Here is a 23,617-nt window from a genome sequence, read left to right as displayed (position 1 = left end):
AAGTTGAATAACCGTAGTTATTCAACTATTCCGTACACGATCATATGTCTTAGTATCTTTTTGCAGTGATATTGATGATGAATTTGGGTTTATCAAATCAGGAAGTAGAAAAAAGAATAGAGAAATATGGTTATAATGAACTTAAAGAAAAGAAAAAAGTTACATGGATTAAAATTTTATTAGGGCAATTTGCCAATATATTAGTTTGGATTCTCTTTGCGGCATCTGTTATATCCGCTTTTATTGGTGAGATGCTTAATTTTTGGGTTATTATTTTTATTCTATTTTTTATTATAATTTTAGGTTTTATTCAAGAGTATAAAGCAGAAAAAGCCATGGAATCATTGAAAAAAATCGTTCAGCCAACAGCCAAAGTTATAAGGGAAGGTAAGATAAGAAAAATACTTAGTAAGGAAATTGTCCCAGGAGATTTGCTAATTTTAGAAATAGGGGACAAAATCCCTGCAGACGCAAAAGTTATTGAGGCAATTAATTTAAAGGTTGATGAGGCGATTTTAACTGGTGAGAGTAAAGCCATAAAAAAGAAAAAGGGAGCTTTAATTTTTGCAGGAACACAAATTGTCCACGGGAAATGTAAAGCCCTTGTTGTAGCAACAGGTATGCAGACAAAATTAGGAAGAATTGCAGGAATGATTCAAGAAGTGGAAGAAAAAACTCCTTTACAAACAAAAATAACAAAGTTAGGGAAGATATTGGCATTAATTGCTTTAATTGCTTGCATAATTATATTTATTTTTGGGGTTTTTAAGGGAGTTCCAATAGCGGAGATATTGATGGTTGCCTTAGCATTGGCAGTTGCTGCCGTTCCTGAGGGATTGCCGTTGGCTTTAACTTTAACATTATCCCTTGGCATGCATCGCATGGCAAAACAAAACGCCATAATAAGAAAATTGCTTGCAGTTGAAACTCTTGGCTCAGTAACAGTAATCTGCGCGGACAAAACAGGAACAATAACAAAAAATGAGATGACAGTTGGGAGGATTTTTGTTGATGACAAAATTTTCGATGTAACTGGAGTAGGCTATGAGCCAAAGGGGAAGTTTTTTAATAATGGTAGGGAAATTGATGCACATAATGAAGAAAATTTAATTTTGTTATTAAAATCAATAGCTTTGTGCAACAATGCTATTCTTGAGGAAAAGGGGGGCGAATGGGACATTATTGGAGACCCGACAGAAGGGGCATTAATTGTTGTAGCAACAAAGGCAAATTTGTGGAAAGAGGATTTAGAGAAAGAATATCCAAGAGTGGGAGAGGTTATCTTTACATCTGAAAGAAAAATGATGACCACCATACATAAAAAAGGGGATGAGTTTTTAATTTTCTCAAAAGGGGCTCCAGAGGTTATTTTGAAAAAATGCAAATTCATAAAGAAAAAAGATAAGATAGAGGAACTTGATGGAGATGAAAAGGCAAGAATACTAAAAATAAATAAAGATTTTGCACGTTCTGCTTTTCGTGTCCTTGGTGTTGCATATAAAAAGGCATCTGAAATAACGCCCAAAAATATTGAAGAGGATTTGATTTTTTTAGGTTTAGTTGCTATGATAGACCCACCAAGGGAGGGAGTAAAGGAGGCAATAGAGGCATGTAAAAAAGGTGGGATAAAAGTTATTATGGTTACTGGGGATAATGAGGAGACAGCAAAGGCAATAGCAAAGAAAATTGGATTATTTGAGGAAAATAAAAAAATAAAAACGAAAATAAAGAATGAAAAACTTAAAAAATTTTTAGAGGATGGTGTTGTAACTGGAAGTGAATTAAACAAGTTGAATAACGATGAACTTGAGAGTATTGTTGAAGATATTATTGTGTATGCAAGAGTAGTTCCAGAGCAAAAGTTGAGGATTGTTAATGCATTAAAAAAGAAAGGGCATATAGTGGCAATGACTGGGGATGGGGTTAATGATGCCCCTGCATTAAAAAATGCGGATATTGGCATAGCGATGGGAGTTAAGGGGACTGATGTGGCGAGGGAAGCAAGTGATATGATTTTGCAGGATGATAACTTTACCACCATAGTTGAGGCAATTAAAAATGGTAGGGCAATATATGAAAATATAGAAAAATTCACCTGCTACTTAATCTCAAGGAACTTTACAGAGGTAATTCTCATAAGTTTGGGGATAATCTTGCTTGGATTTGAATTCTTGCCACTATTGCCATTGCAAATTTTGTTTATAAATACATTTGATGAGGAGATGCCTGCAATAGCATTAGGTTTGGACCCTGCAAGGAAAGAAATTATGAACAAACCTCCAAGAAAAGTAGGGCAGGGAATATTAACTAAAAGAAATTCTTTTTTAGTTCTTAGTTTGGCATTATTTATGGCAACAGTGGCTTTTTTGGTGTTTGTTATTTCAAACCCAACAATTAGCATAGAGAAAGCGAGGACTATGGTTTTTGCTACCATAGTGGGCATGGTAATATTTAATACATTCAACTTCAGATCGTTAGATGAATCAATATTCAAAATTGGTATTTTTGCAAATAAATTGCTAATATTGGCAGTGGTTGTTATTGCTCTAACAACTTTATGCGTTATATATTTCCCATTTTTGCAGAGGATTTTTGAATTTACACCTCTCAATTTAAAAGAATGGATTATTTGTTTGACAGGAGCGTTTTCAGCGTTTGTGTTTATGGAGGTAATAAAATTATTCATGAGAAATAAAAATTAATCCCTAAGTTCTTTAATAATCTCATCGCAACCTTTTAAAAAGGTTGCATCCAAACGAAATAGATACTCGATTCACTCGGTATCCTCTCAGAGAAATTATAGTCGTGTGCGGAATAGTTGAATAATCTACGATTATTCAACTTCCCTGCAACCGAAGGTTGCAGTGGATTTTTAAACTTATATATACATTAATGAATTTTCAAATGGTCTTTATTCTTTCTTAAAATTTGAAATAAGGCATAAATCTTTAAGAATTTATCAACAGCATATCCCAAACTCTAACGCACACGACTATAACCCCTCAATTCCTTAATAATCTCATCAACAACCTCGCTGGTCTTTAAGTTCCCTCCCAAATCAGGGGTTACTTTCCCTTTTTCTAAAACCCTCTTAACAGCGTTCCTTATTTTATTCCCTTTCTCTTTCATTCCAAAGTAATCAAGCATCATTGCAGCACTTAGGATAGTGGCGATTGGATTTGCTATTCCTTTCCCTGCAATATCTGGGGCAGAACCATGAACTGGCTCAAATAATCCATATTCATCCCCAATGTTTGCTGATGGAGCTAATCCTAAGCCTCCAATCAATGCAGATGCCTCATCAGATAAGATATCTCCAAACAAGTTGGTTGTCACAATAACGTCAAACATCTCTGGGCTCTTTACTAAATACATTGCAGTTGCATCAACTAAGTAATCATCGTAATCTATCTTATCTTTATATTTTTCTCCAATTTCATTAAAAATCCTTAAAAAAAGCCCATCAGTAATTCTTAAAACATTTGCCTTATGTATGCAGGAGACCTTTTTTCTATTGTTGTTTATTGCATATTCAAACGCAAATTTTATTATTCTCTCGCTTCCCTTTTTTGAAATAACCCTCTCTGCAATGGCAATTTCTTTCTCTTCATCATAATACTCTCTCCCAACATAAACATCCTCGGTATTTTCCCTTATAATAACCAAATCAATATTTTTAAAATCATTAATTGGCCTTACATTTGCGTATAGATTTAGCTCTTTTCTCAATGTTAATATTGGACTTCTATACTTTCCTTTATATTCGGTTGGTTTTGGTGAAGTTATGGCTCCAAACAATACTGCATCACATTCTTTCGCTTTTTCTATGGTTTCATCTGGAATGGCATCACCATATTTTTTTAAACACTCCAATCCTGCCTCAGCATAGATATATTCAAAATCTCCAACTTCATCCAAAACCTTAATCGCTGCTGGAACAACCTCTTTTCCTATTCCGTCTCCTTCTATTACACAAATCTTTTTCATGACCAACACCAAAAATTTTTATACTTCATCCCTGTTATTTAATAACACTCTCCACTATTTATATGTCGTTTACATTATAGATGACTACAACCATCAATGAAATTAAGATCTGAATTAGGCATTAGAAATTTTAACCATAACTTCGACATCTTTCAAAAAAATTCTATTTGTTGAAATACATGCAAAATTCCGCAAACAACTATTAATACCTAATTTACTAATTTAGAAAAATTGAATTATCCAAATCTTAAAATTAAATGAGGAGGATGGATATGAACCCATCAGAAGTTCCAGGTTATGTAAGAGATGTTTTAATGAAACACCACAACTGGATGAGGGAAAGCATAAAGTTGATTGCAAGTGAAAATATTGCAAGTAGGGCTGTTAGAGAGGCGTGTGCAAGTGACTTCGCTCATAGATATGCAGAAGGTTTGCCAGGAAAGAGGTTGTATCAAGGATGTAAATACATCGATATGGTTGAAGAATTGGCAATAGAGTTAGCAAAGGATGTGTTTAATGCTGAACACGCAAATGTCCAACCAACAAGTGGAGTTGTTGCAAACCTTGCTGTATTTTTCGCTGAGACAAAACCAGGAGATACATTAATGGCAATGGATGTTCCTAACGGTGGACATATAAGCCACTGGAAAGTTAGTGCTGCTGGTATTAGGGGATTAAAAATAGTTCCACATCCATTTGATGAGAAGGAGATGAACATTGATGTCGATAAGATGATAAAGGAAATTTATGAACATAAGCCAAGATTAATATTATTTGGAGGTAGTTTGTTCCTCTTCCCACATCCAGTTAAAGAGGCAGTTGATGCTGCAAAAGAGATTGGAGCTACTGTTGCTTATGATGGGGCTCACGTATTGGGATTGATTGCAGGGAAACAGTTCCAAGACCCATTAAGAGAAGGAGCAGATTACTTAATGGGAAGTACCCATAAGACATTCTTCGGTCCTCAAGGAGGAATTATATTAACTAAAAAAGAATATGCTGAAAAAATTGATGAGAAAGTATTTCCAGGAGTTGTTAGCAATCACCACCTCCACCACAAAGCAGGTTTAGCAATAGCATTGGCAGAGGCAAAAGAATTTGGAGAAGCATACGCAAAGCAGGTAATTAAAAACGCTAAGGCATTAGCACAGGCATTGTATGAGAGAGGATTTAATGTTTTGTGTGAGGATAAGGGATTCACTGAGAGCCACCAAGTTGTTTTAGATATAGCAGGTTCAAAGGATATTCCTTTCTCTGCAAGTGAATTGGCAAAAATGTATGAAGATGCAAACATCATATTGAACAAAAACCTCCTTCCATGGGATGATGTCAATAAATCAGATGATCCAAGTGGTATAAGGTTGGGAACACAAGAATGCACAAGATTGGGAATGAAAGAAAGTGAAATGGAAGAGATTGCTGAGTTCATGAAGAGAATTGCAATTGATAAAGAAAAACCTGAAAAAGTCAGAGAAGATGTTAAAGAATTTGCAAGAGAATACTCAACAGTTCATTATTCATTTGATGGCGGAGACGCATTTGAATACATAAAATTTTAGTGAATTTATTCAATTATTTTTAATTTTTATTTTATTTACTGTTCACTCGCTTTTTAAGTATTTTTATTTTTAATTTTAATTTATCATTATATTCCATTTTATTTTTGTAGGCGTGATACCATGGAAAATATCGAATTTGAGATAAAATATGCAATAGGACACATGATGGAAACCAACTATCCAAGAAGAGAATTTTGGAACATGGATGACAAAATCCCAAATTTAATAAGTGGAATTAGAGCGGGAGATGATGCCGTAGTTGTTGGAAAGAGCGTTATAAACATGGAGGGGCCCTATCCACTAAAATTGGGCTCTAAAACAGCTCTAATACACACTGCATGTGATGTTGTGGCAATGGGGGCAAAGCCAAAATTTGCATTAAACGCAATCCAAGCGGAGAATGAAGAAGAGATAAAAATAGCAGTTGATGGGCTAAAAAAGCAATCTATTGGGTTGGATATTCCAATAATTGGGGGGAACACTCAGACAGTTAAGGAGTTAAAATCATGCATCTGCGTTGCTGTTTTTGGGGAGTTGATAACTGATAAAGTTGTTAAGGATGGAAACGCAAAGGAAGATGATGTTTTAATAATGCTTGGACATCCTGTTGAAGGGGACATTGGAGAGAGGATTTATAAGGCGAAGAATAAATTTGATACGTATCTTGAGATTGTTAAAAATATTGATGTGCATGCGTGTAAAGATGCTTCAAGGGGAGGTTGGTTGTGTAATTTGTTGGAGATGCTCGTTAAAGCAAGAAAAGGGGTTGAAATTTTTTCCATTCCATACCCAAGAGCAACGAGATACTTGGGGACTTATATAATTTCTGTTAATAAAGAGGACGTTAAAGATGTCTTAGATATTGCACTACAAAATAGATGCCCTGCAGTGACATTTGGGAAAATAAAAAAAGAGCTGGGTTTAACAATTGGTAATAAAGAATATATTGATGAAGAAAAAATGAAAGAATTGATAAAAAACTTCCCATATAAATTTTAAATCATATTTGGATTAATTTTTTCTTGTTCCTTAGAAAATTCAGTGGATAACTGAATTAAAAGTTCACTTAAATCTTTGTTAAATTTTTCCTGCATTTCATTAAGATTTTCTAATGCTATTGATATTCCACTTAAACTTTTCGCTCATGTTCATTCAAGATTACCTATATAAATGCTGTTATCGTGGCTTTGCGGGCTGGTGCATATAAAAAATTATCAATGGTAAAACTTGTTTGCTATAAGTAATGATGTTTGAAGATGAGCGAAAATTTAAATATAAAAATCAAAATAGTAATTAAAAACAATTTGGTGAAATTATGAATGAGGAGGAAATAATAAACAAAATCTGTACATTTATAAAAGAGAAAGTTGAAGAGGCAAAAGTAAACGGCGTTGTTTTAGGTTTAAGTGGGGGTATCGACTCATCTTTGACTGCCTATTTGTGTGTTAGAGCATTAGGTAAAGATAAGGTTTTAGGTTTAATAATGCCAGAAAAAAACTCAAACCCAAAAGATAGGGAGCATGCTGAACTTGTAGCAAAAAAACTTGGCATAAAGTATATTATTTCAGATATAACCGATATATTGAAGGCATTTGGTGCTGGGGGTTATGTTCCTACGAGAGAATTTGATAAAAAAGCAGATGCAAACTTAAAAGCAAGAATAAGAATGTGTATCTTATATTACTTTGCGAATAAATACAACTTGCTTGTTGTTGGGACGGGAAATAAATCAGAGGCATATATGGGATATGCAACAAAGTATGGGGATTTGGGATGTGATATTTTACCAATAGGTAATTTATTCAAAACTGATGTGAGAAGATTGGCAAGATACTTGGGAATTCCAAAAGAAATCATTGAAAAGCCACCATCAGCGGGATTGTGGGAAGGACAGACAGATGAGGAAGAGCTTGGAATCACTTATGAGTTGTTGGATAAGATATTAATGGCATTGGAGGAAGGAAAAGATAAAGAAGAAATTTCAAAAGAGTTAAATGTCTCAATATCAAAAATTGAAGAAATTATGCATAGAATTGAAGCAAATAAACACAAACTTCTTCCTCCTCCAAAACCAGAAATCTAAATGAAACTTTTGAATTGAGATATATCTACAAAATGCATTTTTCAATTTTTTGTAAAGAATATCTAACTTTATTCTCATTCAAAATTCCTTCAACAATTTTCAAACATTCATTAAAAGTTATTCCTCTAATTTCTCTCTTCTCAAACTCCTTCATCAACAATTCACCAACATCATCATCCCTCATATTCTCAATTAAGAATATTGCCGAACCTTCTGCAATAACAGGACTTTTTAAAATCTCATCCCTATCTCCATCAGTAATTCCAATAATCCTAATCCCAAACCTCGCTAAAATATCCCCACAAATCATTGTAGTGTCATCCCCAATGGTTATAACAGCAGAGATTTCTTTATTTTTAATCTTTTCCAATACATCCTCTCCTGCATGATTTATAAAGACAACATCTCCCCTTTTATTCTCCAAAACTCTAACATTTGGATTTGTAGGATGTCTTCTCAACAACCCAGTTTTTATAATTGCTTTTTCCAAATCAACCCTACCTAATTTTTCAACACCATGCTCCTTCATCTCTCCATTTATAATATCGACAATCTTTCCATCCTCCGCTACAATAACAACTTCTTTACCTTTTGCTCTTCCAACAACAATCCCATTTACCATTATTGCCTCTCCCTTATCAACACCATGAACTTTCCTAAATAATCTCTTTCCCTCCTTCCAAACACTCAACCCGTCACTTATGCAATTCTCAACCTTTAAGTTTAATGTTTTTGATAAGAAATCAACTATTTTTTTTACTTCCTCGCTATTGTTATTATTCCAAACAATTATTGTCCCATCTTTCTCCCCTGGTCTCTCTATTTGGATTATTGGCTTGCTTATGTTTGCTCTTCCAACAACAATCCTTCCAAATGTATGCCCAGTTTCTTTTGACTTTCCATAATTCATCAAAACCAAAATATCATTATCTGCCAATTTTTTTAAGGATTGAGAAGGAACGAGTTTTTCTGAAATATCAATAATATCCTGCAAATTGTTATCTATAACTGCAACTCTTCCCATAGTTCCTCCAAGTTTTGCCTTGACATCTCCAAAATTTTTTAACAAATCAATGATTTTTTTTGCATATCCACTATCAACTATTTCTGGTCCATGAACAACAACGCCAATCCTCATAATATCCCTTTTTGTATATGGTTGTGTGCGAAATAGTTGAATAATATAGTTATTTATAGTCAGTGACAAAAGGTATTAAAATTAATAAGGTAAAAATGACTACCTTCCTAATGGAAGGTAGTCGAATATTCCTTATTTAATTCAGAAAGTTTTGTCACTGACTATAACTTCCCTGCAACCGAAGGTTGCAGCGTAATCCTTCTTTTTGTAATGTTTATAATTTTGAGTTATTTTGTGAGATTGGCTCATACTATATTTTTCCTTATATTCTTCATCTTTTTAAAAACATATTCATAAAATTAAATTTAAACAAAAACCTAAAAATTTATAAAATTCTATGCCTAAATAGATAGCACACAAAAAATGAACGGGTGATGTAATGAAAATATTGTTGATAGGAGGAGGAGCAAGAGAGAGCGCAATTGCACATGCTTTAAAAAAGAATGCGGATGTTAAGTTATACACATTAATGAACAACAAGAACCCAGGAATAGCAAGATTGTCTGAAAAGATATCATTAAACAAAGAAACTGATTTAGATGCTGTGAAGGCATTTGCAGAAGAAGTTAAGCCAGACATGGCAGTTATAGGGCCTGAAGCACCATTAGGTGCAGGAGTTGCTGACTTGTTGTGGGATATGGGCATTCCAACTGTAGGACCAAAAAAACTCCCTGCTCAAATTGAAACAAGCAAAGAATTCATGAGAAATTTATTCAAAAAATACAACATAAAAGGTTCATTGCAATACAAGGCATTTGAGGAGTATGGGGAAGAATTAGAAGCATTTATTGATGAGATGACAAACCAAGGCAAAGATGTTGTTGTTAAACCAGTTGGATTGACAGGAGGAAAAGGAGTTAAAGTTGTTGGAGAACAGTTGAAGGATAATGAAGAAGCAAAACAATACGCAAAAGAAGTATTCGAGAAGAATATTGGTGGAGGAAAAGTAATTATTGAGGAGAGATTGATTGGGGTTGAATTCACATTGCACGGGTTTGTTGATGGTGACACAATAAAATTCACACCAGCAGTCCAAGACCACCCACATGCCTATGAAAATGACGAAGGGCCAATAACTGGAGGAATGGGTTCATACTCATGTCCTGATTTGTCACTCCCGTTCTTAACAGAGAATGATTTAAAAGATGCAAAGGAAATTATGGAAGATACTGTAAAAGCCCTCAAAAAAGAGGTTGGAGATTATCAAGGATTCTTATACGGGCAGTTCATGCTCACAGCAGATGGGCCAAAGATTATTGAATACAACGCAAGATTTGGAGATCCTGAGGCAATGAACATATTAGCAATATTGAAGAATGATTTTGTTGAGGTTTGTGAGGCGATAGCAAATAAAAAATTGAAAGATATTGATGTTAAATTTGAAAATAAGGCAACTGTATGTAAGTATGTTGTTCCAAATGGTTATCCAACAAATCCAGTAAGAAATAAAGAGATATTTGTTGATGAAGAGAAGATTAAGGAGACAGGGGCAATATTGCACTACGCATCAGTAAATGAGGTTGATGGAAAATTGTATATGACAGGTTCAAGAAGCGTTGCAGTTGTTGGAGTTGCAGATACAATAGAAGAGGCAGAGAAAATTGCTGAAAGTGCTATCCAATACATAAAAGGAGACGTCTTCCACAGAAGTGACGTAGGTAAGTTAGATTTAATCAAAAAGAGAATTGAAAGAATGAAAGAATTAAGAGAAAATAAATAATCATTGGATAACAGATACCTTGATGCTTTCCAAATCTCCACCCATTTTGTAGGATAACTTAACCTTAACTTTTCCTTTTTTTATTGGTTTGTCTAAGGGGATTGCAAGCATTGGATTTAGCATTGGTGTGTTTCCGGCTATAAGTCCATCTGTTAGTTTTGTGTATGTCGCTAATCTTAAAGCAGGATTTTCACAATTTTCAAAAACTTCAAATTCTAATGTGTATGATACATCTTCTTTATTAATTTCATAGAAGTTTATTGTGCTGTATAAAATTTCATCTGAGATTGGTCTTGATTCCATTTCCTCATCATAATAGATATGCCCTAACCTGCTCTCAACAATCTGTGCGGTGTTATAAGCCTCTTCGGGAATAATTTTTCCATTTTCCTTTAGCAAACCTCTCTTTAATATGGAATTTATAACTTTAACTTGTGGCTCGGTTATTAAAGCAGTATCTAACATCTCAGCAACAACAACATCTGCCTTTTCTTTGAAGTTGTATTCTATTGCATCTGCCTCTATAACCTCAATGTTATCAAAATTATTATTCTTCACATTCTTTTTTGCATAGGTTGCTGTTATTGGGTCTAACTCAACTGCATAAACTTTTTTTGCCTTTCTTGCTGCAATCATTGCTAATATCCCACTACCCGTTCCCAAATCATAAACAACATCATCTTCTTTAACAATCCTCTCAATTGCCTCCTTAAAAATCCCTACTCTCTCGTCATCTAAAAGCATAGAATAGTGCCACTGCGGAACGAGAAGTTTAAGCTTCATAGCAATCCCTTTTAATCTTATTTGGCTAAAAATATAGTTGTTTGCCTTACTTCTTAACCTTTATTTGGAATTTTGTGGTTGATTTATTGTTCTTTTAAAAAATAAATGGCAAAACAAAGTTTTGCCGTATAAAATTGGCAAACAACTGTAATCAACAAATCAAGAAATAAAAACCAAAATAAAAAATAAAACCGTAAAAAAGAAGTTTTCACTCTTATTTTGTTATTTATTTTATTTGTTAAAACAATTTATTTAAATTAATACATATGCTCATGTTCATTCAAGATTACCTATATAAATAGTGTGCTGTTATCGTGGCTTTGTGGGCTGGTGCATATAAAAAATTGTCAATGGTAAAACTTGTTATCTATGGGTAATGATGTTTGAAGATGAGCGTTTATTATTTTTATCTCTTATTTTATTTTATTATATATTATTGAAGACATAAATACTATTGACAATATTATTGAAAATAATGGTATTGGAGCTTTTACAGAAGAATTCCCCTGCCCATTATCAACTACATACTCCATAGTGAGAGTTGATGTATTTATTTTTATCCAGTCACAATAAGGGGTAACAGTTACTCTCAATGATGATGGATGAGCATTTGAAATTTGTTGTAAGGTATTTGCATCAAGAGTTAGTGTTGTTGTTCCCCATTGATTAGTACCGGTTTTATTTAAATTACCTACAGTTATATCATTTATTGTTACAACATTTTTAAAATTCACATCATAAGCTTCTATTATAAGTGTTAAAGAAGTAATATTTGTGTAATTACTCGGTAACTCATGGGTCCATGATATTCGATCTGCTGTCCACCCCGAATTAACACTTACAGTATCTGAATAAGATTCCCCATATATACATACAATAGACCCAAAAAGGCAAAGGATCAAGAATATAGTTTTATTCATATCACCACCTATGACGACCTAAAATATATAATTCGCTCATGTTCATTCGGGATTGCCTATATAAATAGTGTGCTGTTATCGTGGCTTTGCGGGCTGGTGCATATAAAAATTATTAATGGTAAAACTTGTTTGCTATAAGTAATGATGTTTGAAGATGAGCGAATACATATAATCGCAAAAAATAAAAAAAGGTGAAGAATTTATTTTAAAGCTAATTTGATGTCTTCTACTTTTACTGTTTTTCTTTTTGCGTGCTTTGCTAATGCAACAGCCTCTTTAGCAATGTCCATTGCAATATCCTCTAAAGCCTCAGCAAGCTTAACTGCTGCAGCTCTACTAACCCTCTCAGCACCAGCCTTCTTCAAGATTCTTTCCATTGGTGCAACTGGAAGCTCTGCCATAGAATCACCTCACAACAAATTTTTACAATTTAAGATGGTATTCTTCCAATATTTAAACTTTTCGGTTTAATTCATGGTCTGTTTCAGAATATTGGTATAGGAATGGAAATATTAATTAAAATTAAGTTGTATCCTAATTTATTAATAAATTAGTATAAATTAGTATATTAAAAATAGGTTTATTATACGACAAAACCTTGTTTTGCCATTATATATTCTTAACTAATTCACAATATTCTTTTACAACCTTAACTGAATGTCTAAAGGCTTCCAATTCATCATTCTCCAATTTTATAGGAACTACTTCCTCTATTCCATTTCTTCCAACTTTAACTGGCACACCAATACAAACATCTCTAATGCCATCTATTTCCCCATCGAGATACGCAGATAGAGTTAATAGCCTCTTCTCATCATGAATTATACAATTTACAATGTTGATTACTGCAGAGGCGGGACCAAACTCAGAACCTCCATTCAACTTAATGATCTCACTACCTTTATTCTTCACATCATCAATAACTTCTTTGTATGGGAATTTCTCAAAGTTAGGCATCATTTGGATTGGAATTCCACCAATACCTGTTGCACTCAAGAGAGGAACCATTGTATCTCCATGCTCTCCAATAATCCTCGTTCTAACATCGTCAATATGCACTCCAAAGAACTTTGCAATAGCAACCTTAAATCTTAAAGAATCCAAGTGCGTTCCAAGCCCAAATACCATGTTTCTATCATAATTTGATTCAATAAATGCCTTATATGTCATAACATCAACTGGGTTTGTGATGATGAATAGTTTTGTATCACAAATCTTTGCAATCTCTCTTGCATATCTTCCAACAATTTCAGCATTGATTTTTGCTAAATCCAGTCTTGACATGTTTTCTTTTCTTGGGACACCTGCGGTTATGATAACAATGTCACTACCATCAACAACAGACAAATCTTTATCACTATGCACTTCAATATTTGCATCACTTCTTAACCCTGCCAATGCATCATATATATCCATTTGCAATCCTTTTAGTTTGTTTAGTGATTTTTCTCTTGAAATCATGATAAGGTCTTTGATATCAGGTTCTTTTGCAAGCAAAAAAGAAACGGATGAACCAATTCTTCCAGACGCCCCAATTACTGAAACTTTCATGTTATCCCCTCTCACCGTATTTCTAAAATAGTACAGTAAAAGTATGCAAAAATTGTTTAGTTGGGAATTGCTATGTTAACAATGATTCCAAAAAAGAGCAAATATACAGTTATTTGTTGAATTTATATCAGTTACTTAACCACCAACAATTTTTTTAAAGAGTAACAATTTAGCGTAAAATCTTAAAGTGATAATTCCAATCTCATTGAAGATTTTTAATTAACTACATATATGATGTTATTTCGTATTGTCCGTTTAATCCTTCATTTGTAGATTTGTATATGCAAGAAGTATCTACCTCTCATATTTTATTTTCAAAAATACTAAATATAATAGTCGTTAGTCCCTATATATTCTTTGCTATTTGTTTCTAAGGTTGCGTTTTATATTCAATTGAAAAATTCATTATAAAACACATCAAAATCTTGATTGTATTTTTTACCTATTTTTAGTGCAATTTCCGCCTTTGCTAATTCTCTCCCAAAATATGCAGCATGGTCTAACTTTTTTATTAAATTCAGCCTTATTGCAGTTTCATAAATCTCTTTTGGGGTCTTTCCTCTAATAATTAATTTAGGTTCTCTTTTTTTGAAGTAAATTGCAACAATTTCCTTTTTCTCCCTATCAAGTTCTATCTTAAAACTTCCCTCATCCAAAATTTGCTTTTCATCTTCCTTTGCATATATAACTGGAACATTTAAATCCTTAAAGGTTGTAGTTTCTTCGAACCTCTTGTCCTTATAATTTATTAAATTAAAACCTAAATCTTTTGGAAGAGAATTTCTTTTCTTAGCTAAAAACATCATTTTCGATGCAATTTTTAGTTCTTTTATTGAAAATTTGCACTTTGAACTTGCCTCGGGAGTGAAGAGAATATTTGCTCCTATCTCACTACCTATTGCTGCAAGTGTGGCATTAACTCCATGGCTATCTACATCAAACAACTCTGAAACATTTCCCACTCCAAAGAATAATGGGATTTTATGCTTTTTCTTAAATTCTCTACATGCAATAACGCTTTCTGTGAAGTTACAACCACTGTTATTTATTGGCTCCAAAATAGGGTCTGCAACAACTTTTATATCATGCTCCATAAGCTTCACAATATTTTTTTCTAAGGATTTAACTTTATCATCAATGGTTTCTGGAACGTAATTTATTCTGTAATTTGTTGGTAAAACCACTGCCGCTGTGTCACTATCTTTTAAATAAGGTAAGAGTTCATCAATATTTCCTCCATCAACACTTAAAACCATATCTACATCCAATTTTATTGCTTCAATTAATTCTTTTGTGTTTAATGTATCAACGCTTATTGGTTTGTCGGTTACATCCCTCGCTATTTTTACGATCCTCTTTAAATCATCTACATGATTCTCATTACTGATCATCCCTAAATCAATCATATCTGCTCCGCTTTCAACATAATAGATGATTTTTTTCTCTAATTCTTTATCACTCAACCATGGAGCGTGGACAATTTCCCCTAAAACTCGCATTGGGTAGTCATCACCAACCTTCAAATTACCAATTTTTATGTTTGGAGGTTTTAAAGGCATTTTTTCCACTTCTTCAATTTCCTTTTCAGCATTTTTCCTTATAAATTCCATTAATTGATTGTCAGCATATTCTATTGTTGATAATTTTATGTTATTTAAGTTTTCTATTAAAATTGGAATATCAGAGGCCTCTCTTGTAGATTTGAAACATTTTATTCCTGTTTCTTCCTCTACTTTTTTTAAATCATGTCTTATTAACCCAGTAACCAAAACAAAATCATACACGTCTTTTAATTTGATGTTTTTTTCCTTCTCTATCTTTTTTATTTCTTTTATAATTAAATTTGGTGTTAAAAATGCTGCAATTGAAATATCTGCTACATGGACATCTATGAAATCGTATTTTCTTACAAACTCCTTTACCTTTTTTTCCGCCATTTTTCCAGTTATTATTAAGATCTTCATAATTTCCCTATATATGGTTTTGAATAGTATCTAAATTTTAAGAGTGAGTATTATTTAAAAATTAATACACAATAACTTTAAAAATTACTTACTATCTATCTATAAATTTGTAGGATTGTTGTTTAAGTAGAAATTTTACGGCAAAATCCTTTGGATTTTGCCATTGTCCTATTATGCACACGACTATAATTGTTAATTTTTAGTTTGAATAAAGTATATATTTTTTAGGTGAAAAATATGAAAAATAATCATAATCCATTCGATAAATATGCAGAGGACTATGATAAATGGTATGATGAGAATGAAGAAATATATAAATTGGAACTTGAGGCCATTGAAAAATTTATTCCAAAACCTAAAGAAAAAAAGAAAGGTTTAGAAATTGGGGTGGGTACTGGAAGATTTGCAAAACCCTTGGGCATTAAGTATGGATTAGAACCATCAAAATCTATGGCTGAGATTGCAAAAAGAAGGGGAATTGAAGTATATGAAGGTATTGCTGAAAATATTCCTTTTGATGATGGATCCTTTGACTATGTATTAATGACTACAACATTATGCTTCTTAAATGATCCAATTAAGGGACTTAATGAGATAAAAAGAATTTTAAAACCTAATGGAGTAGTAATTATTGGAATGATTGATAAAAATAGCCCATTGGGGATATTTTACGAATCTAAAAAAGAAAAAAGTAAATTCTACAAAAATGCAAAATTCTATTCTTTAAATGAAGTTTTAAATTGGTTAAAAGAATTGGAATTTAAAAATATCATATACAATCCTGTAAAATTAGATAAAAATGATACTGGAAGTTTTGTTGTTATACGTGCTGAAAAATAAGAAATAAGTTTTAAAAATTGCATTACACCATAAAGTTTATAGTCGTGTGCGTTAGAAGGGTTTTTTGGCAAAACTGAAAGTTTTGCCGTATGTCTTTTGGCAAAATCCAAGGGATTTTGCCGTATATCTTTTGGCAAAACCTTTAGGTTTTGCCGTATAATTTGGAATATACTGTTGGTAAATTTCTTTCATTGATTAAAAATTAATGGCAAAACCCTGGTTTTGCCATACAACTATATTTTGATGTGAGACAATGGAGTGGGAAATAACCTTTGATGGTATAACATATGAATGTATAAATTGCGCTTACTGTTGCTCATGTAAAGATTGGAGGATATACTTGGATTATTTTGATGTTTTGAAGTTGAAGGATTATAATTACGCTATAGAAGATTGTGAGAGGGGGAAATTTAAGAAAAGGTTGAAGGTTGGGGGAGAAGGATGTGTTTTGTTGCACAACAATTTATGTAAGATTCATTTGGAGAAAGGTTACGAATATAAACCACTAATGTGCAAAATCTTTCCATTTAGTTTCATGGTAAAGTGGAATGGAGATTTGTTGCTAATAATAAAGCACTACTGCAAAGGAATAAAAAAAGGAAAATGTGATAAAAGAATGATAAAAAAGGCGATGGAGTATTGTGAAGAACTTTATTTGGATGAATTGGATGATATTATTTTTGAAGCAATGGAACATAGTTCAAAAACAAAGATTGATGATAATTGGAGGGTTAGTTGGGAAGAAAGGGAGGAATTCGGAAGAAATATATTCAAAAGCAAAAATTTGAATGAAGTTGCTGAAAAGTGTAAAGAACTCATAAATTATGATGTTTCAGAGAGAATAAATAAGATAAAAGATAATTTGAGTAAATTGGAAGAAGATATTAGAAAAGAAAATGAAGAAGAAATAATAAGATTTATGGGGGAGTTAAATAAGAGGGAACATTTTAGAAAGTTTCCATTTAAAAAGGAAATAGATAAACTTTTAGAAATTGGGGAAAGGATTAGTAGATACAAAAATGTATTTAAAGGAGAGGCTATTATTGATAAAGAATTGTTATTAAACCCAAATTCTCATTATACAATATAAAATGCCCAATTTATTTTTGAATTTTTTAAAATTTAATTTAATTTTTTTAATTTTCATTTATTTTCTTTTATTTTTGAAGGATGAACTAAGGTGAGTTTATGGATATTTATGAATTTAGGGAGTTTGTTAAGGAGAAATTTCCATATCCAAAAATAAGGCCACAACAAATAAGGATGATGGAGAAAATATTTGATTGTATAACAAAAAGAAAAAATTTGATTGTTGAAGCTCCAACAGGAGTGGGAAAGACACTATCCTATTTAATCCCTGCATTATATTTTGCAGAAAAGGGAAAAAGGGTTATGATTTTAACAGAGACCATTGACCAACAGGAGAGAATATTAGATGATTTAAATTCTTTAAAACACAATTTAAAAGTATCTTATATGATGGGAAAGGGGAATTTCTTTTGCAAATCAAAAAATGATAAAGCAAATAGGTTGTATTGTCAACTAAACAAAAGATGCAAATATAGACCAAACAAAAAGCCTATCTGTTATTGTGGAACAAAAAAGATTGCATTGGAGTTAGATGGAGTAAAATACTATTGTCCATTCTGCACTTGCGATTACCAAAGGGCAAAAATTGAGAGCATATTTGCGGATATAGTGGTTATGAATAATAGCATTTATTATTATGCAAAGGAAGATATTGACAAAAAGAGGGAAACAGACATCATAATTTGTGATGAAGCCCATAAATTGGAGGGAAGCATAAGAAACGCTGCCACTATAACCATAAATCCAGATGTGGCATTGAATCGGCTTAGGTTTATGGTTTATCACTATGCCCCCTATAGATTAATTAAGCATTTGGAGAGGGCAGATGATGAGAAGTTTTGGGAAATTGTTGAGGATTATGTTGAGAGGCATGCGGATATTAAAGAATGCAAAAATTCGCTCATATTTGATCACACATTGGGAAGAATTACATCGTGGAGATATAAAGAGGATGTTGCAATCTTAGGAACTTTGTTAGATGGTTATTATCAAATAAAAAACATAAAAGAGAAAATTGATACATTGGAAGAGAACGTCGAGTTGGATAAGAAGGATTTAAAGTTCAAAGTGGATAACAATGCATTAATTCCATTGGAATTGCAGTTTGTTAATGAAAAAAGAATAAGTGAGATGCATTTAATGGAATTTTTGGATAATTTGGAGAATTTAAAAAGTATAAACGAAAATTTTGTTGTTTACAAAAATAATGGATCTATTTTATGCGAGCCTATTGTTGTCTCATCCTATTTAAGGAGACTGTATGGAAATGCGGTGGTTATACACTGCTCTGCGACATTGGGAAATTTAAAGATTCATGCATTAAAAACAGGGGTTCGAGACGCTGAAACGCTAATATTAACTTCTCCATTCCCAAAAGATAGGAGGAAAATTATAGCCCTAAAAGATGGAGAAGATATGAAATGGGAGGAAAGTAGTAAAAAGAGAGAAAAGGCAAATGAAAATTTGCTAAAAATTATAGAAGCGTGCAACAGCAACACTCTCGTTTTATTTAAAAGCTTTGAAGATTTGAGTAGTGCTTATGAATATCTCCTAAACAATATAGACCAAATAAACATAAACAACAAAAACATCTACTGTTATGAGCCAAATATGGACGGAAAGGAGGCAAAGAAATTAAAAGAAAAGTTTGAGGAGAATGGGGGAATTCTGCTCGCAACTGGGAGGTTTGCTGAGGGTGTTGATATTCCAGGAGAAGCATTGACGAGTGTTATCATTGACTCTCTTCCATTTCCAGTACCAACTCCATTAATAAAAAAAGAGCAAAAAATGATAGAAGAGCAGTTTAGGAAAAGAGGGGTTAAAGATGCACGTTGGAAGGGTTTTTTAATGACTTCTTTCCACATAATGGCAAGAACAGTTATTCAAATGATAGGAAGGTTGATAAGGACAGAAACTGATTATGGCGTTGTTGTTATACAAGATAAGAGATTTGGGGATTGGGCTGGGAGAGTTATGAAAGAGAGGGGTTATTTAAAGGATAATTATGAATTAATGACTTTAAATGAGGCAGTTAAATTCATCCCAAAGTTTATGGAAAGATTTAGGAGTAATTAAAAACCGTTTCCCGTCAAACATATAAGCTATTATTATTCCAAAAGAAACTTTTAAAAGACCTTTAAAAAAGGTTTCATCCAAATGGGATGCACCGCCTCGCTGCGCTCAGCGGTACCTCTTAGTTTTTTAATATCATGTATTAGAAGGTGGTGCATAATTAAAAAATTTAAATATAATGAGGCAAAAATGGATATAAAAAGTGATAAAAATCGTATGGTGAATGCCCATAGATGTCGTTAAGATAGTTATAACTTTGATAGATAAATACCTCCATTTACAACCTAAAAACCTCTATGGTTACCCATTAATAAGGATTAAAGATGTTAGGACATAAATTTAGATGTATAAATTATACACCACACTCATTTTTATTATAATCAAATAGATTCATTTTTAAAATCTTAAATGTTAAATACCCAATTAAAATCCCGATGCCTGAAGAATGTAAGATAACCCTTAATATTTCAACATTACGGATTAAATGTATAAGGGTTAATATATCTATGCTAATTACAATACTGCATACTACTGTAGATAAAAGAAATGACAATTTTAACTCATTAATCTGGCTTTCTGTCAATTTTTCCATATTAATCCCCTAAAAATAATATATCAGAAAAAGTAATTTATACAATAACTGCTGCCGTTTGAAACTGTTATGTTTTATAAGGTGCATTTGTGATTACTGGTGACCAACTATGTGTTAGAAAATTATATATATTGACACTATAGCCATATAACTTAAATTTGAAATTTCTATAGGATGCCTTCCGAAACTGTTATATATTAGATGAAAATCAAAGGAAGATAATAGTAAAATCTTATTACATGTTTTTCCATCACTAAATATAATATTTACGTTTTGCCAACAATAATTTAATTTTAAATACCAACCCTAAAAAATTTCCAAATAAATACATTAACCCGTATCCACAACCAAGTACAATTATCTGAATTGTGTTAATTGAAAGGATAGATACATAGCTATGAAATACCCATAATGCCATAAATGAAATTATAATAGTTGGAACAATAGAAAAGATATAAAATTTTTGAAATTTACTAGTGTCTGACGGTATCGGCGAAGTTATATTTTCTTTTAGTATCTCCTTTTCTAAATTCATGATTTTTTCAGAATATGTATACCCAATAACTGTTCCTAATGCAAACATACTTAATAAGTATATACAAACCCTAAACAATAACTCAAAATCCCTGATTAAACCACATAATACCAAATAATACGACACTAAAAAAAATAATATTATAATTGCAGTTAAATTCATAGATATGTTCAATTCATGCAAATATACTTCACCATTTTTCTTACTGTCTGTCATAGTATGCCCCCAAAAAATAATTAAGGTTCGTCATGAATTTTTTAACTAATGGGTTTTTTAAATGATTTCTTCTTATGAGGATTTTCTGGTGTTGAAATATTAAATGTAGGTGGGAGAAGTTTTCAAAGCTAATTACCAGTCGGAATATATAGATGAGCTAAAATTATGTCAAAGTTTCAATAAACTATTAAGCTATTTTTGATTAATGGAACTTTGGCTGCATTGAGCATCTTATTGGCAACGGCAGTGGTCTGTATGGGAACCCTTCTGTTTCTTTTTTAATCCTCTCAATTAACTCATCAACAGTCATCTTCTCTTTTACAGGTTTCTTTAGTGAGGATTCTTCTCTAATTGTTACAGTTAACATATTGTTTTCAACTTCCTCATCCCCAACAACCACAACATAAGGAACCCAATCCTTTCCAGCATTCCTAATTTTTTTACCAACACTCTCCTCCCTATCGTCAAAGTCAGCCCTTATGTTATTTTCTCTCAACTTTTCAGCAACTTTTAATGCATATTCATTGTGCCTCTCTGCAACAGGGATTACTCTAACTTGGATTGGAGACAACCAAACAGGCAACATTGGTGGTTTCCCTTCTTCTGAGTTTAGATAGGCTCTCTCTAAAAGTCCGCATAAAACCCTCTCAATACTTCCAGTTGGAGAGCAGTGGAGGATTATTGGGTATTTCTCCTCATTACCATCATGGACAACTATACCAAACCTCTTTGCACTTTCAACATCAATTTGGACTGTTGGGTTTTCTATTGGTCTTCCTAAGCTATCTATGACAGCAATATCTACCTTTCCAACCCAATAGTGTTTTCTTCCTGGAAGGAGTTCTAATAAAACATCTTTGCCATATTTTTCCTTGTATTCTTTTGCAATCTTAAAGAACCAGTCTTTATTCTCCTCAAAGAAATCCTTTGTGAATCTGAATATTACTGAGTATGGTGTTTTTAAGTCATCTCCTGTTTTTAAGCACATCCAAAATTGTCTCTCAAACTCATCCATCGCCTGCTTCATATCTAAGCAAACAGTATGCATATCTGGCATTGTAAAGGCTCTCAACCTTTTTAAACCAACCAATTCTCCTCTTTGCTCATATCTGAAACTGTATGTTGAGAGTTCATACAATTTTATTGGCAAATGCCTTGGCAAAATATACATGTCCTTTTTCATCATAAATTGCCCAAAGCATGCCGCAAATCTCAACATTAACTCCTTATTTCCTTGTCTAAATCTGTATTGCCTCTCTCCAAATTTGTCAGCATGTTCCCTAATTGCTTTATTACCCAAATCATACATAACTGGTGTTTCTACTGGCATTGCCCCCATGTTTACAACTAAGTTATAAACATAATCTGCCAACAAATCTCTAATCAATTTTCCTTTTGGGTACCATCTGAAGTGTCCTGCATCTGAACTTGGCTCATAATCGCAGATTTCTTTTTCTCTTATGTATTTAACATGTGGTGGCTCATCTTTGTTCTTGTTCTCTTCTTTAATTCCCAATTCATGCTTTGCTAATGCTTTTAACTCCTCATCTTCAATAACATCAACATTTTCCTCACTTAACTCTATTATCTCATTTGTATCTGGTTTTAAGAGATAGAATTTTGAAGGTGTTTTTTCTTTTTCTTCTTTCTCCTCCTTAGCAACAATTTTCCTTGACAACTCACTTAATGGATGCCCTTTACAACTGACTTTAAATGCCTTATACCATCCAAATGGTGCTCTCAAAACATTATAATTTTTGTTTTTTAATTCCTCTTCTATGCTTTTTAACACTTCCTTAGCAACTTCTGGGGACGACAAGTCACTTGATAAATGGGCATAAGGATAAACAACAATATTATTAACTTTTAACTGCCCTGCAACTTTTTCGATTTCCTCAACCGCCCCTTTTACAACTCCTTCTGGATTCTCCTCATCATCTCTCTCAACTGCAATAAATGCGGTTAAACACTCCTCCATCTTACCTTTTAAAACATCTGTTTCTTCTGCAATTTTTGTTTTTTGTTTTGCCTCAAACTCTAAGTAATCAGAATGTATTAGGAGCATCCTCATCCTATCCCTCATTTAAATTTTCAAAACAACATGGATTATAGTTTTTTGTTATTATATTAATGTGTTATTTATAGTTGTCTGCAAAATTTTTATTATAATTTAAGATTGTTATTGAAGTATATTTGGTGGAAATATTAAAAATCGCATAATTATTTATAATGAAACTTTTAAAAAGTGTTTTATCCAAATGGTGTATGAGGGTTATATAGTCGTTCTGCAATTATAGTCGTGTGCGAAATTTCTTAAACGTATTTACGCATTAATGAATTTTTAAATAATCTTTATTCTTCCTTAAAATTTGAAACAAGGGACAAATCTTTAAGAATTTATTAATAGCATATTTCCAATTTCTAACGCACACGACTATAAATGACCTCTACAAATTTAAATTTAAAACATAAAAATTTTGTTAAACGAGTCTCAAATTAAAATTTGAATAATGATTTATGATACCCATTCGCAGAACGACTATAATTTTGTTCAACGTCCCGCTTTA

18 protein-coding genes are annotated in these 23,617 nt (G+C 32.5%); 8 read left to right on the top strand and 10 right to left on the bottom strand.

Going from position 1 to position 23,617, the window contains the following annotated elements:
- Nucleotides 1-77 precede the first annotated feature (77 nt).
- Complete coding sequence (locus METIG_RS00205) at nucleotides 78-2,702, top strand: cation-translocating P-type ATPase (protein WP_083809503.1); 2,625 nt, start codon at nucleotides 78-80, stop codon at nucleotides 2,700-2,702.
- A 277-nt stretch (nucleotides 2,703-2,979) separates the two neighbouring features.
- Here the strand turns inward: METIG_RS00205 and aksF are convergent, their stop codons facing one another.
- Nucleotides 2,980-3,987 carry a homoisocitrate dehydrogenase gene (aksF, locus tag METIG_RS00200; RefSeq protein WP_013798210.1) on the bottom strand — a complete coding sequence of 336 codons (1,008 nt, stop codon included), beginning with the start codon at nucleotides 3,985-3,987 and terminating at the stop codon, nucleotides 2,980-2,982.
- Nucleotides 3,988-4,259: 272 nt separating this feature from the next.
- Here aksF and glyA point away from each other — a divergent pair, with 272 nt between their 5' ends.
- The 3 genes from glyA (at nucleotide 4,260) to METIG_RS00185 (ending at nucleotide 7,629) form a co-directional block, all read left to right on the top strand.
- Entirely contained in the window at nucleotides 4,260-5,546 is a 1,287-nt protein-coding gene (gene glyA, locus METIG_RS00195) for a bifunctional serine hydroxymethyltransferase/L-allo-threonine aldolase (protein WP_013798209.1), read from the top strand.
- A gap of 120 nt (nucleotides 5,547-5,666) precedes the next feature.
- Complete coding sequence (locus tag METIG_RS00190) at nucleotides 5,667-6,545, top strand: AIR synthase related protein (protein ID WP_013798208.1); 879 nt, start codon at nucleotides 5,667-5,669, stop codon at nucleotides 6,543-6,545.
- 316 nt (nucleotides 6,546-6,861) lie between these two features.
- A complete protein-coding gene (locus tag METIG_RS00185) occupies nucleotides 6,862-7,629 on the top strand; it encodes an NAD+ synthase (protein ID WP_013798207.1) in 768 nt (255 codons plus the stop codon).
- A 25-nt stretch (nucleotides 7,630-7,654) separates the two neighbouring features.
- Here METIG_RS00185 and METIG_RS00180 read toward each other — a convergent pair whose 3' ends face one another.
- A complete protein-coding gene (locus METIG_RS00180; RefSeq protein WP_013798206.1) occupies nucleotides 7,655-8,767 on the bottom strand; it encodes a DUF2117 family protein in 1,113 nt (370 codons plus the stop codon).
- Nucleotides 8,768-9,146: 379 nt separating this feature from the next.
- Here METIG_RS00180 and purD point away from each other — a divergent pair, with 379 nt between their 5' ends.
- Complete coding sequence (purD, locus tag METIG_RS00175) at nucleotides 9,147-10,487, top strand: phosphoribosylamine--glycine ligase (RefSeq protein WP_013798205.1); 1,341 nt, start codon at nucleotides 9,147-9,149, stop codon at nucleotides 10,485-10,487.
- Here purD and METIG_RS00170 read toward each other — a convergent pair whose 3' ends face one another.
- The 5 genes from METIG_RS00170 to METIG_RS00150 form a co-directional block, all read right to left on the bottom strand.
- Entirely contained in the window at nucleotides 10,488-11,270 is a 783-nt protein-coding gene (locus METIG_RS00170) for a 50S ribosomal protein L11 methyltransferase (RefSeq protein ID WP_013798204.1), read from the bottom strand.
- A 413-nt stretch (nucleotides 11,271-11,683) separates the two neighbouring features.
- Entirely contained in the window at nucleotides 11,684-12,190 is a 507-nt protein-coding gene (locus METIG_RS00165; RefSeq protein ID WP_013798203.1) for a hypothetical protein, read from the bottom strand.
- A 200-nt stretch (nucleotides 12,191-12,390) separates the two neighbouring features.
- Nucleotides 12,391-12,591, bottom strand: coding sequence for a histone family protein (locus METIG_RS00160; protein ID WP_007044378.1), 201 nt, complete (start codon nucleotides 12,589-12,591; stop codon nucleotides 12,391-12,393).
- A 208-nt stretch (nucleotides 12,592-12,799) separates the two neighbouring features.
- Nucleotides 12,800-13,741, bottom strand: a complete 942-nt coding sequence (locus METIG_RS00155; RefSeq protein WP_013798202.1) for a malate dehydrogenase — start codon at nucleotides 13,739-13,741, stop codon at nucleotides 12,800-12,802.
- A 389-nt stretch (nucleotides 13,742-14,130) separates the two neighbouring features.
- The gene (locus METIG_RS00150) at nucleotides 14,131-15,705 is read right to left on the bottom strand and encodes a dihydropteroate synthase-like protein (protein ID WP_013798201.1); all 1,575 of its coding nucleotides are present in this window, start codon (nucleotides 15,703-15,705) and stop codon (nucleotides 14,131-14,133) included.
- Nucleotides 15,706-15,942: 237 nt separating this feature from the next.
- Between METIG_RS00150 and METIG_RS00145 the strand changes: the two genes are divergently transcribed.
- The 3 genes from METIG_RS00145 to METIG_RS00135 all read left to right on the top strand — a co-directional run bounded on the left by METIG_RS00145 (nucleotide 15,943) and on the right by METIG_RS00135 (nucleotide 19,710).
- On the top strand, nucleotides 15,943-16,545 hold the full coding sequence (locus tag METIG_RS00145; RefSeq protein WP_013798200.1) for a class I SAM-dependent methyltransferase: 603 nt from the start codon (nucleotides 15,943-15,945) through the stop codon (nucleotides 16,543-16,545).
- A gap of 253 nt (nucleotides 16,546-16,798) precedes the next feature.
- Nucleotides 16,799-17,635: a YkgJ family cysteine cluster protein gene (locus tag METIG_RS00140; RefSeq protein WP_013798199.1), complete on the top strand. Its 837-nt coding sequence runs from the start codon at nucleotides 16,799-16,801 to the stop codon at nucleotides 17,633-17,635.
- Nucleotides 17,636-17,733: 98 nt separating this feature from the next.
- A complete protein-coding gene (locus METIG_RS00135; RefSeq protein WP_013798198.1) occupies nucleotides 17,734-19,710 on the top strand; it encodes an ATP-dependent DNA helicase in 1,977 nt (658 codons plus the stop codon).
- Between the two features lie 349 nt (nucleotides 19,711-20,059).
- On the opposite strand, the gene METIG_RS00130 is transcribed toward METIG_RS00135, so the two are convergent.
- From METIG_RS00130 to METIG_RS00120, 3 genes are all read right to left on the bottom strand, one after another.
- Nucleotides 20,060-20,299 carry a hypothetical protein gene (locus METIG_RS00130; RefSeq protein WP_013798197.1) on the bottom strand — a complete coding sequence of 80 codons (240 nt, stop codon included), beginning with the start codon at nucleotides 20,297-20,299 and terminating at the stop codon, nucleotides 20,060-20,062.
- A gap of 253 nt (nucleotides 20,300-20,552) precedes the next feature.
- On the bottom strand, nucleotides 20,553-21,050 hold the full coding sequence (locus tag METIG_RS00125; RefSeq protein WP_048055455.1) for a hypothetical protein: 498 nt from the start codon (nucleotides 21,048-21,050) through the stop codon (nucleotides 20,553-20,555).
- Nucleotides 21,051-21,252: 202 nt separating this feature from the next.
- The gene (locus tag METIG_RS00120; RefSeq protein ID WP_013798196.1) at nucleotides 21,253-23,121 is read right to left on the bottom strand and encodes a threonine--tRNA ligase; all 1,869 of its coding nucleotides are present in this window, start codon (nucleotides 23,119-23,121) and stop codon (nucleotides 21,253-21,255) included.
- Nucleotides 23,122-23,617: the final 496 nt, after the last annotated feature.

Origin of the sequence: Methanotorris igneus Kol 5 (genome assembly GCF_000214415.1) — an archaeon.
Taxonomy (GTDB): Archaea; AGJL01; Methanococci; order Methanococcales; family Methanococcaceae; genus Methanotorris; species Methanotorris igneus.
The sequence above is the reverse complement of the archived record's forward strand: the minus strand, read 5'-3'. Positions and strand labels throughout refer to the sequence as shown.